Consider the following 10,420-nt stretch of genomic DNA (forward strand, 5'->3'; position numbering starts at 1 on the left):
ACGGTGAGCCGCGCGGTTGGGTTGCGCGCGACACCCGCTCAGGTCACGGCAGGACACCTGGCCGGGTTGCGGCGCGACACCCAGTCGGATCACGGCGCGGCACGCGCTCGGGTCACGGCGAGACACCTGGCCGGGTCACGGCGCGACACCCGCTCAGGTCACTGCACGACACACGGCTGGGTTGCGGCGCGACACCCAGTCGGATCACGACGAGACACCCCCTCGGGTCACGGCGAGACACCTGGCCGGGTCACGGCGCGACACCCGCTCAGGTCGCGGCGGGACAGTCGCCGCGGGACGGTCGTCGAGGTCGCGGCGATCGGCGGGCAGCGGCACCGCGGCGCGGCGATCGGTGGCCAGGATTTGGGATGGCAGCAGAAGCGACGGCGCACCGCGCCGCGCGGCGGGTCGCCCGGACGTGGTCGGCGGCGCGCCGGGGCGGGTCGCCCCGTGGTCGCGAGAATCGCGATCGGCGGGGGCGTGTCGAGCGCCGTCACGCGGAGTTTGCCGGCGAGGGGAGCAACCTTGTGGTGGCGGGGGCCGCCAAGCTCGCCATCGCGGCCCCGCCGGGGAGCCGCTACGGCGAAGGCCCGGTCGCCATCGCTCCGTGCGGGTGGCCCGCGGTCGCACGGCAGTCCCGCCGCCGCACGACGGTCCTGCGCCGCTTGACGGTCCCGCCGCCGCACGGCAGTCCCGCCGCCGACACAGCAGTCCCGCCGCCGCACGGCTGGCGGCGGCGGTCCCCTCGGCGCCCGGCTCCCCCGCCCCTCTCCCGAACGGAAGCCGGTGGGAAAATACCTACCTAAGTATCTTGAAGGTCTGGACCAATGCTTCCATACTTTCGTTTCCGCGCACCAAACGAGCGGATCGAGAGGCAGTGATGTCGATGAGGACCAACTCCCGGCTGCTTCGGCTGGGCGTGCCCCTGCTCGCCGCGGCGGCTTTGCTTGTCGCGCCTGGCAACGCAGGCGCCGCGACGGTGTTCAGCGACGACTTCGACGGCCCGGCCGGCGCCGCCGCCGACGCGTCCAAGTGGACCAACGAGACCGGCGACAACGTCAACAACCACGAACTCCAGTGGTACACCCCGGGCGCACAGAACGCCGCACTCGACGGCCAGGGGCACCTGGTCATCACCGCACGCCAGGAGGGCGGCCACAACTGCTGGTACGGCCCCTGCACCTACACCTCGGCCCGGCTCAACACCGCCGGCAAGTTCACCCAGGCCTACGGGCATTTCGAGGCGCGCATGAAACTGCCGCGCGGGCAGGGCATGTGGCCGGCGTTCTGGGCGCTGGGCAACGATATCGGCTCGGACGGCTGGCCGAACTGCGGCGAGATCGACTTCATGGAGAACATCGGCCGCGAGCCCACCACGGTGCACGGCACGATCCACGGCCCCGGCTACTCGGGATCGGGCGGGATCGGGGCGGCCTACAACGGCCCGAACTTCTCCGACGACTTCCACACCTACGCCGTGGACTGGGCGCCCGGCAGCATCAAGTGGTATGTCGACGGGAACCTCTACCAGACCAGGACCCCGGCCGATCTCGGCGGCAACCGCTGGGTGTTCGACCACCCGTTCTTCCTCATCATCAACCTCGCCGTCGGCGGCGACTGGCCCGGTTCACCGGACGGCGGCACCCAGTTCCCCCAACAGCTGGTGCTCGACTACGTGCACGTCACCGCCTGAACACCGGCCCCGGGCGCACCCGGACGGTAGCCTGAACAGATGTACACGGTCCGGGACATCCTTGGCTGGGCGGCACGCACGCTCGTGCCCTCGTTCGGCGGCAAGCCCGATCGCGAGCTGATGGCACGCTCGCCGCAATTCCACAATGGACGGTTCTACAACACGAACCCGTCCGCCCAGCCCGACCTGCGCACGCTCCTCACCGCCATGCGCGAGATGTTCTTCGGCGACCGATGGTTCCGCGCACCCATCCCGCTGGTCCCGCAGCGCCCCGACCATCCGGACGAGGGCCTGCACATCACGTGGTACGGGCACGCGTCGGCGCTGATCGAAATCGACGGCAGGCGCGTGCTGATCGATCCGGTGTGGAGTGACCGCGTAGCGCCGACGCGGTTCACCGGCCCGCGCCGCCTGCACCCGCCGCCGCACCGGCTCGAGGACCTGCCGGAGCTCGACCAGATCATCATTTCCCACGACCACTACGACCACCTCGACTACGACACGGTCCGCGCATTGACGCGCACGCAACGGGCTCCGTTCGTGGTGCCGCTGGGCGTCGGCGCGCACCTGCGCCGGTGGCGGGTTCCGCACGAACGGATCATCGAACTCGACTGGGACGAAAGCATCGAGATCGCCGGGATTTCCACCACCGCCGCGGAAGCGCAGCATTTCTCCGGCCGCGAACTGACCCGTGACAACACCTTGTGGGCTTCGTGGATCATCACCACCGCGCAGCACCGCGTGTTCTACACCGCCGACACCGGCTACTTCGACGGGTTCGCGCGGATCGGGGAAAAGCACGGTCCCTTCGACGTGACGCTCGTGCAGATCGGCGCCTACGACAAAGCCTGGCCCGGGATCCACATGACACCGGAGGAAGGTGTCGCCGCGCATCGGGAGGCCCGCGGTGGCCTGCTCATTCCACTGCACTGGGCCACGTTCCGGCTCGCGCCGCACCCGTGGAGCGAGCCGGCGGAACGCGTGTGGGCCGAGGCGAAAGCGCACGAAGTACCGTTGGCGATCCCGCGTCCCGGTGAACGCGTCGACGTCGCCAAACCGCCGGCGGTCAATCCCTGGTGGTAGCCGCCGTCACTCCGAGGCGACCTCCGTCAGCGGAAGCAGCACCTGGAACCGGGTGTCGCCCGGCTGTGAGCGCACCCGCAGATCACCGTGATGGCGTTCGACGACGATCCGCCACGAGATGTCCAGCCCCAGCCCGGTGCCCTCCCCCACCGCCTTCGTGGTGAAGAACGGCTCGAAGATCCGTTGCCGGATCTCCTCGGGGACACCGGGCCCGGTGTCCCCGATTTCCACGCACACCTGGTCTTCGACGAGTGCCGTGTGGACGGTCAGCGTGCCGGACCCGTTCATCGCGCCGATCGCGTTGTCGATCAGATTGGTCCAGACCTGATTGAGCTCGCCGGGATACGCCGGCACATCCGGCAGCGTGCGGTCGTAGTCCTTGACGACCGTGATCTCGCCGCCGAACTTGCCGGCCAGCATCACCAGCGTCGAGTCGAGCCCGTCGTGCACGTCGACCCACTGGTGCGGCGCCCGGTCCATCTGCGAATACTGTTTCGCCGCCCCCACAAGCGCCGATATCCGCGTCGTCGAGTCCTCGATCTCACCCATCAACATCTCGGTCTCCAGCGCGTAGGCAAGCCACCGCACCGCGCCGTCGATCAGCGACTCGCCGACCGAATCGAGGACGTCGTCCAGGTTCTGCACGGTCAACCCGGCTCCCACGAAGATCGGCGCGAGATCCCAGCCGTGTTCCAGGCCGTGGTCGGAAAGCCAGTCGCCGATCTCGTCCTCGCGGTCGGCCTGCTGCATCGCGGTGAGCAGCGGCGCCGCAGCCACCTGCTTCACCAGTTGCTCCTGGACATCGATGAGCTGCTCCAGCAGGTTCGGGTCGATGTCCTTTTTGGCCAGTATCGCGAGCTTGTGCCGCATGCCGGCGACCCGCTCCCGCAACGCGGCGGTGGCCCGGACCGCCGCCGCGGCCGGGTTGTTGAGCTCGTGCGTCAGGCCCGCGGAAACCTGGCCGAGTGCGAGCAGACGCCGCCGCTGCCCGATGAGCGCGTCGGAGTTGCGCCAGCCGAGGTACGAACCTTCGAGCAGGTGCGTCGCCATCGGAAACCAGGCCCGGAACTGCTCGGCGAACTCCCTGGCGGGCAATGTCAGGAAGGTCAGATCGCTCAGCGCGTAGACCGAGGCCACGTATCGCTGCTGATCCTGGCCGTAGAAGAACAAGGTGGCGCCGCAGTAGGCGCCACGCTGGTCCGAGCGGGTCGTCTCGACCTCGCCGCCGGAGTCCTGTTTGGTCATCCGCAGGGCGCCGGAGAGCAGGACGTAGAAGCACGTGGCCTCGTCGCCCTCGCTGATCACCTTCACGCCGCCGTCGTAATGCTCGATGGTCGCGTGCTCGAGAACCCAGTCCAGCTGCGCGTCCGACAGGCTGGTGAACAGAAACAACTCCCGCAGGAACTGCCGGGTCAGAACGGGTTCGCTCATCGCTGCTCCAGGTACCGGTGCACCAACGTGACCGCCATCGCGCCCTCGCCGACCGCGGACGCGACACGCTTCACTGATTGCGAGCGTACGTCGCCGGCGACGAAGACACCCGGAATCGAGGACTCCAGATGGTGCGGGTCGCGGTCGAGGGTCCAGCCGGCCGGCCGCCTGCCCTCGACGAGCAGATCCGGCCCGGTGCGGACGAACCCGTGCTCGTCGCGGACGATCTGGTCGCCCAGCCACCCGGTGCGCGGCGCGGCGCCGATGAAAACGAAGAGGTGGCTGGTTTCCACCGTCTCCTCCGTGCCGTGCTGATCGCACAGCGTCAGCTTCTCCAGATGCTCGTCGCCGTGCACCTGCTTGACCGTGGTGTGGGTACGGACATGCACGTTCTCGATCTGGTCGAGCTGCTCGATGAGGTAGTGCGACATCGAGGCGTGCAGCGACTCCCCGCGCACCAGGATCGTGACGTCCTTGGCGTAGCGGGAGAAGAACACCGCCGCCTGGCCCGCGGAGTTCGCCCCGCCGACGATGTACACGTGCTGGCCCGTGCATTCGGGCGCCTCGGTGGAGGCCGAGCCGTAGTACACGCCGCGGCCGGTCAGCTCGGCACACCCGTCGGCTTGCAGCGTGCGGTAGGAGACGCCGGTGGCGAGCACGACCGCGTGCGCCGCGAGTTCGCTGCCATCACCGAACTTGATCACGCGCGCCGAGCCGCGTGCTTCGAGACCTACGACGTCCCGCGCGGTGAGCACCTCGGCGCCGAACTTCTGCGCCTGGCGGCGGGCCCGGTCGGTCAGCTGCGCGCCGGACACTCCATCCGGGAAGCCCAGATAGTTCTCGATGCGGGAACTCTGCCCGGCCTGACCGCCGGTCGCGCGGCGCTCGACGAGCACCGTGCGCAGCCCTTCGGACGCGCCGTACACCGACGCGCCGAGCCCGGCGGGACCACCGCCGACGACGATGAGGTCGTAGAACTCCTCGGCGGGACGGGTGGACAGGCCCACCGCGTCGGCGATCTGCTCGCCGGTCGGCTTGCGCAGCACGGAGCCGTCCGGGGTGACCAGTACCGGGATCTCGTCGGCGTTCGAGCCGGCGGCGTCCAGCAGGCGCACCGCTTCGGGCTCCTCGACCGAGTACCACCGGTACGGCACGGAGTTGCGGGCGAGGAAGTCACGGACCTTGTACGACGGGGCGGACCACCGGTGCCCGATCACCTTGGTCTCCGCGACCGGCCGGTCCCCCACCTCGCGCCAGGTTTCCACGAGCGCGTCCACCACCGGATACAGCTTCTCTTCCGGCGGGTCCCACGGTTTGAGCAGATAGTGGTCGACGTCCACGACGTTGATGGCCTGGATCGCGGCGTCGGTGTCGGCGTAGGCGGTCAGCAGCGCGCGGCGGGCCTGCGGGAACAGGTCCATCGCCTGTTCCAGGAACGCGATGCCGTCCATGTGCGGCATCCGGTAGTCGGCGAGGATCGCGGCGACCGCGTCCCCGCGCAGCTTGATCTCACGCAGTGCGTCGAGCGCGTCGGCGCCGGAATCGGCGCGGACGACGCGGTAGTCCTGGCCGTAGCGCCGGCGCAGGTCGCGGGCGACCGACCGCGACACGGCCGGGTCGTCGTCGACCGTCAACAGGATGGGCTGGCTCACGCTTGAACCCTACGGCGTCGATGCCGCGCCGGTCGATCGTATTCCCCGCCGGCGCCGCCGCAAGTGACTCCCGGCGCGGGGGGACAAGGGAGCCCGCACCGGGAGCACTCGCCGCCACGACGCTCCGAGGGGGAGTCCGAGCGTCCGGCGAGCCGGTTGCGCGACCGTAAGTTACCGGCGCGTTCCGGTTGTGTCCCGTAGTCGCCAGGTCGCGCCCTGCCGTTACAACACGCCCTTTTGTCTTCCATGTCTGTTTCGGGAAATAAGGGCCGGGGATTTGCCCCTCGCGGCTGTAGCGCTACCGGCATTACCGCCGACCCCCACATGGGGCAGTTGTCCCCTCCGCGGAAGGAATCGACTGTGGCGGAACGAAAACCGGTGGCGGTGGTGGTGGGTGCGACCGGGGGGATAGGCCGGGCGGTGACGATGGCGCTGAGCGAAGAGGGCTACGCGTTGTGTCTTTCCGGCCGGGACGAGGCGGCGCTGAAATCGATGGCGGCCGGGTTGCCCGATGCGACGTGGTGGCCGGTCGATCTCGACGATGCGGTGCCGGATGTCCCGTTGGATCTGCCGGACGTGGATGTGCTCGTGCACTGCGCCGGCGTGTTCGATTCCGGCACGGTGTACGACATGCCGGAAAGTCAATGGCGGCAAGTGTTTTCGGTGAACTTGTTCGGGGTGGTGGAACTGACGAAGAAGCTGCTGCCGCGACTGCGGGCAGCACGCGGCCGGGTGGTGCTGGTGAACTCGACCGTGGTACGGCGGTCCGCGGCCGGTCGCAGCGCGTATGCGGCCAGCAAGGAGGCGCTGCGCGTGTTCGCCGAAGCGCTGCACCAGGAGGAGCTCGACCGGGGGATCCGGGTGACGACGATCTATCCCGGCCGGGTCGCGACTCAGATGCAGCGCACGGTCCGGCGTGGCGAAGGGGGCCCGTTCGAACCGTCGCGGTACCTGACGCCGGAGACGGTGGCGGCTGCGGTGCTGCTGGTGCTGGCGACGCCGCCGGACGGGCATCTCACCGAGTTCGTCCTGAAACCCGCCCGGTGAGGGGGAAACTCCGGGGTCACGCGGGGAAGTCGAACCGGTAGCCCTGCGCGGAAAGCCACGGCAGGAGCTGGTTGAGCGCCTCGACGGTCTGGGTGCGTTTGCCGCCGCCGTCATGCAGGAGGACGACGGCGCCGGGCTGGATCGTCCGCTGCACCGTGGCGACGATCTGCGCGGCCCCCGGCTGCGTCCAGTCGCGCGAATCGACGCTCCAGGAAAGCGATTTCATGCCCTGGCGCGCGGCGACGTCGCGCATCAGCGCCGACCAGGCGCCGCCGGGCGCGCGGAAATAGGGCACCGGTACGTCGGCGCCGGCCGCGACCTGCAGATCCGACCAGGCGCCCGAGATCTCCGCGGTGATGCGTTGCTCGCTGCGCTTGCTCAGCTGCTCGTCGTGGCTGACGGTGTGGTCGCACAACCGCATCCCGCGGGCGAGCACGGTGCGCACGAGCTCTGGGTAGCGGGTGACGTTGGTGCCGACCATGCAGAACGTCGCCACTGCCCCGGCCCGCGTCAGAGCGTCGAGGATTTGCGGCGTGTACACGGGATCGGGCCCGTCGTCGAAGGTGAGCGCGACGAACTTTCCGGCGTGCGCGGTGCCTCGCACCAGATCCGCCGGCTCGGGCGGCGTGGTCGTTGCCGTGACCGGAGCGGCGGCCGGTGCCGGGACCGCGGTCGGCGTGCCCTCGGCGGAACTGAACGCCGATACCATCGCCGCGACGGCCACCACGAGCACGCTCAGCAGCACCGCCCAGCGGTACAGGTACGGCGGGCGCAGCACCCGATAGCGCATTCTTCCTCCAGACCGGACTAACGGAATGGAGTCACCTTGTCGACTCGGCTAGCACGATAGGGTGAAGGCCACGGGAAATGCTGGAAGCTGGCCGGAGTTTCGCCGGCGCGTCATTCCCGGGCGAGCCCGACCCAGTGCAGCTTCTCCTGCTCCCGCCTGCTCAGCCCGGCCACCACGAGATCGTAGGAATCCTCGACCATTTCGCGCACCAGCTGGTCCGGCACCGAACCGTCGAGCAGGACTGTGTTCCAGTGCCGTTTGTTCAGGTGGTAGCCGGCGGTGATGGCCGGATACTCCAGCCGCAACTTGACCGCGATATCCGGGTCGCACTTGAGGCTCACCGACAGCGGGCGGCCCTTCAGCGCGCTCAGCGCGAACATCTTGCCCGCCACCTTGAACACGCTGGCGGCCTCGCCGAAGGGGAATTCCTCCCGCGCTCCGGCGAGGCCAAGGCAACTGCGTTTCAGCTCGGCGGGCCCCATCCCGCAACCATACTGTGCTGTTCGTCCCGCACCTTTACTGGAACGGGCTCAGTTCGACGGTGAGGGAACTGGGCGCGGTGTCCTGAATGTAGGACGCGAACCCGGCGACGTCGTCGAACGGGAACCCGTAGGCCTTGCCGTCCGCGCTGTTCTGATGCAGCAGCCTGGCGTAGTGATTGGTCACCTGGCCCTGGTAGAACGACGCCGGGTCGGTGCCCGGCTGGTTCGGGTTCGCGAGCAGGGTCGTGCGGTTGAAACCGGCGCCCAGCACGGCCGCGACCGGCCCGGTGACGCCGTCGTTGGGCGCGGCGAGCGCGCCGTCACAGAAGAACACGTCGCGCGTGGTCGGCATGGCGAACGGGGCGACCCCGCCACCGAACCGGAACATCCCGCCCGAGACCTGCCCGGTGACGCTGCCCGAGCCGGTCGACACGGTCAGCGGCGCCGAGGCGTACTTGTCCCACACCGCGCCGATCACGGAGTCGAAGTAGGTCGCCGGGAACCGCCCGGACTCGATGCCGTGCCCCGGCGCGATCACCCGCAGATCGTCCACCACCAGCGGTGCGAACTCGCGAATCGCCGCCAGGCCACGGAAAATCGCGTCCCGCCCGCCCGGCACGAGCCCGCCGGTGCGCTGGTTCGCCGCACCGGTCAGGGTAAGCGCGAGCGGCACCCCGAACATATCGACCATGGTGGTGTTGCAGAACATTCCCGCGCTGTTGTGGGTGAACTCGACGAAATCGTGCAGCACCGCGAAACTCGGGTCACCCTCGACCCAACCCGCCGGGTACTGCAACGCCGCGTTGCCCGCACCGTCGGTGACGACCTTGAACTTCAGCTTCTCCCCGAGCGAAAAGTAGACGCGGCCGGACATGTTCGCCGGGATCGCGAGTTTCGTGTCCCCGTCGGCGGACAGTGGGATCGACAGGTCGGCGAACCCACCGGAACCGTTGTCGGACAACGAAACCTGCCGAACACCGCCGTCCGGCCCGCTGTACACCTGATGTCCCGTGGCGAGATCGGTGCCGACGATGTAGCAGAAGATCTCGCGGTTGCCGAAACGGCCGGTGTGGTTGACGACGGTCAGGGGCAGGGCTGCGTCCGCGGCCCGCGCACCGCCGCCAGACGTCTGGGCCGCGACCACGGCCGCGCCGATCGGGGCGCCGACGAGGGCCACGGCCATGCCGTGCAGAAACGTACGCCTGTTGGGCATTTTCTGTTCCTTTCCTCAGAAGGCGCCGAAGGCCTTGGTGAAGTCCAGCGGCTGCTGGTCGATGCTGCTGCAGGTCGCCTGCGCGTTCCCGGCAGGACCACCGGGACACGGCTTGTCACGGGTGGCCGACCACATGGCCAGCCACGCCAGGTTTTTCTCCTTCGCGAACTGCGTCAGCTTCGTCGCGTCGGCCACCGTGAACACCTCGGTCGCGACGTCGTTGACGCCGATCATCGGCGTGACCGCGACGTGCTGCCATGCGTCCGCGTCGGAGAGCCCGAGCACCTGCTTGATCTGTGCCTGGGTCGCGGTGGCCGCGTCGATGGCGAACTGGCCCATCTTCCCGGCCGGGTTCGGCGCGGCGCCGTCGCCGTAGTCCATCGCCATGACGTTCACCGAATCCACCCGGACGCCGTTGGCCTTGGCGTTCTGCAACAGATTCACCCCGTCCTGGGTCAGGCCCGAGGGCAGCACCGGCAACGTGAACGACACGTCGAGGTTCTTCTGTTTCTGCAACTGCGCGATGGCCTGGGCGCGCCGGGTGCTGGCCGCGACGTCGCCGAGTGCGCCGCCCTCGATGTCGAAGTCCACTTGCGACAGTCCGTAGGTGCTGATCGCCTTGTCGTAGGCGGACGCCAGCGCCGGGACGTCGGTGCACGCTTGCGCGAGTTCGATGCCATTGGCGCCACCGAAGGAAACCCGGACGTCACCGCCGAGCTGGCGCAGCTGCCCGATCTGCCCTGGCACCCCGTCGTTGTTCAGTTCGCTGACGCCGCCCCATTTCGGGGTGCACCCGCCGCCGGAAAGCACGAAGGCGAGGGTGAAGTTCTTGACACCGGACGAGTTCGCGGCCGAGATCAGGTCGAACGGCGGGAACAGCGAGGTGTCGACGTAGGGCGCGAAGCGGCCGGGCGCGCTGGTGGCCGGTTTGCTCATACTGGCCGGGGGTTTCGTCGTGGTCTTCGAAGAGCCCGGTGGCGCCGTCGCTTTCGAGGAACTCGGCGGCGTTGTGGTCACCGGCGGCGGGGT

General features: G+C 69.0%; 9 protein-coding genes. 3 read left to right on the forward strand and 6 right to left on the reverse strand.

The features are described 5' to 3' along the window. Nucleotides 1-886: 886 nt before the first annotated feature. Both GKO32_RS37275 and GKO32_RS37280 read left to right on the forward strand, forming a co-directional pair. Nucleotides 887-1,693, forward strand: coding sequence for a glycoside hydrolase family 16 protein (locus GKO32_RS37275; protein ID WP_246245337.1), 807 nt, complete (start codon nucleotides 887-889; stop codon nucleotides 1,691-1,693). A 39-nt stretch (nucleotides 1,694-1,732) separates the two neighbouring features. Then, complete coding sequence (locus tag GKO32_RS37280) at nucleotides 1,733-2,776, forward strand: MBL fold metallo-hydrolase (RefSeq protein ID WP_154761620.1); 1,044 nt, start codon at nucleotides 1,733-1,735, stop codon at nucleotides 2,774-2,776. A gap of 6 nt (nucleotides 2,777-2,782) precedes the next feature. On the opposite strand, the gene GKO32_RS37285 is transcribed toward GKO32_RS37280, so the two are convergent. Both GKO32_RS37285 and GKO32_RS37290 read right to left on the reverse strand, forming a co-directional pair. Then, a complete protein-coding gene (locus GKO32_RS37285; RefSeq protein ID WP_154761621.1) occupies nucleotides 2,783-4,207 on the reverse strand; it encodes an ATP-binding protein in 1,425 nt (474 codons plus the stop codon). Next, entirely contained in the window at nucleotides 4,204-5,859 is a 1,656-nt protein-coding gene (locus tag GKO32_RS37290) for an NAD(P)/FAD-dependent oxidoreductase (RefSeq protein WP_312869266.1), read from the reverse strand. Before GKO32_RS37290 ends, GKO32_RS37285 begins: the two co-directional genes overlap by 4 nt. 360 nt (nucleotides 5,860-6,219) lie before the next feature. Between GKO32_RS37290 and GKO32_RS37295 the strand changes: the two genes are divergently transcribed. After that, nucleotides 6,220-6,906, forward strand: a complete 687-nt coding sequence (locus GKO32_RS37295; RefSeq protein ID WP_312869267.1) for an SDR family oxidoreductase — start codon at nucleotides 6,220-6,222, stop codon at nucleotides 6,904-6,906. A 16-nt stretch (nucleotides 6,907-6,922) separates the two neighbouring features. Here GKO32_RS37295 and GKO32_RS37300 read toward each other — a convergent pair whose 3' ends face one another. The 4 genes from GKO32_RS37300 to GKO32_RS37315 all read right to left on the reverse strand — a co-directional run bounded on the left by GKO32_RS37300 (nucleotide 6,923) and on the right by GKO32_RS37315 (nucleotide 10,327). Next, nucleotides 6,923-7,696: a polysaccharide deacetylase family protein gene (locus GKO32_RS37300; protein WP_154761623.1), complete on the reverse strand. Its 774-nt coding sequence runs from the start codon at nucleotides 7,694-7,696 to the stop codon at nucleotides 6,923-6,925. A 110-nt stretch (nucleotides 7,697-7,806) separates the two neighbouring features. Next, entirely contained in the window at nucleotides 7,807-8,178 is a 372-nt protein-coding gene (locus GKO32_RS37305) for an MmcQ/YjbR family DNA-binding protein (protein ID WP_154761624.1), read from the reverse strand. A 34-nt stretch (nucleotides 8,179-8,212) separates the two neighbouring features. Beyond that, nucleotides 8,213-9,391 carry a glycoside hydrolase family 64 protein gene (locus GKO32_RS37310; RefSeq protein ID WP_154761625.1) on the reverse strand — a complete coding sequence of 393 codons (1,179 nt, stop codon included), beginning with the start codon at nucleotides 9,389-9,391 and terminating at the stop codon, nucleotides 8,213-8,215. Nucleotides 9,392-9,406: 15 nt separating this feature from the next. Beyond that, entirely contained in the window at nucleotides 9,407-10,327 is a 921-nt protein-coding gene (locus tag GKO32_RS37315; RefSeq protein WP_208024663.1) for a chitinase, read from the reverse strand. Nucleotides 10,328-10,420 lie beyond the last annotated feature (93 nt).

This window comes from Amycolatopsis pithecellobii, assembly GCF_009707865.1.
In the GTDB taxonomy this organism is placed as follows: Bacteria; Actinomycetota; Actinomycetes; order Mycobacteriales; family Pseudonocardiaceae; genus Amycolatopsis_E; species Amycolatopsis_E pithecellobii.

Coding starts and splice junctions, on each gene's coding strand:
- GKO32_RS37305 (WP_154761624.1), bottom strand. CDS start 8,178: ATGGGGCCCGCCGAGCTGAAACGCAGTTGCCTTGGCCTCGCCGGAGCG.
- GKO32_RS37275 (WP_246245337.1), top strand. CDS start 887: ATGAGGACCAACTCCCGGCTGCTTCGGCTGGGCGTGCCCCTGCTCGCC.
- GKO32_RS37310 (WP_154761625.1), bottom strand. CDS start 9,391: ATGCCCAACAGGCGTACGTTTCTGCACGGCATGGCCGTGGCCCTCGTC.
- GKO32_RS37280 (WP_154761620.1), top strand. CDS start 1,733: ATGTACACGGTCCGGGACATCCTTGGCTGGGCGGCACGCACGCTCGTG.
- GKO32_RS37285 (WP_154761621.1), bottom strand. CDS start 4,207: ATGAGCGAACCCGTTCTGACCCGGCAGTTCCTGCGGGAGTTGTTTCTG.
- GKO32_RS37315 (WP_208024663.1), bottom strand. CDS start 10,327: ATGAGCAAACCGGCCACCAGCGCGCCCGGCCGCTTCGCGCCCTACGTC.
- GKO32_RS37300 (WP_154761623.1), bottom strand. CDS start 7,696: ATGCGCTATCGGGTGCTGCGCCCGCCGTACCTGTACCGCTGGGCGGTG.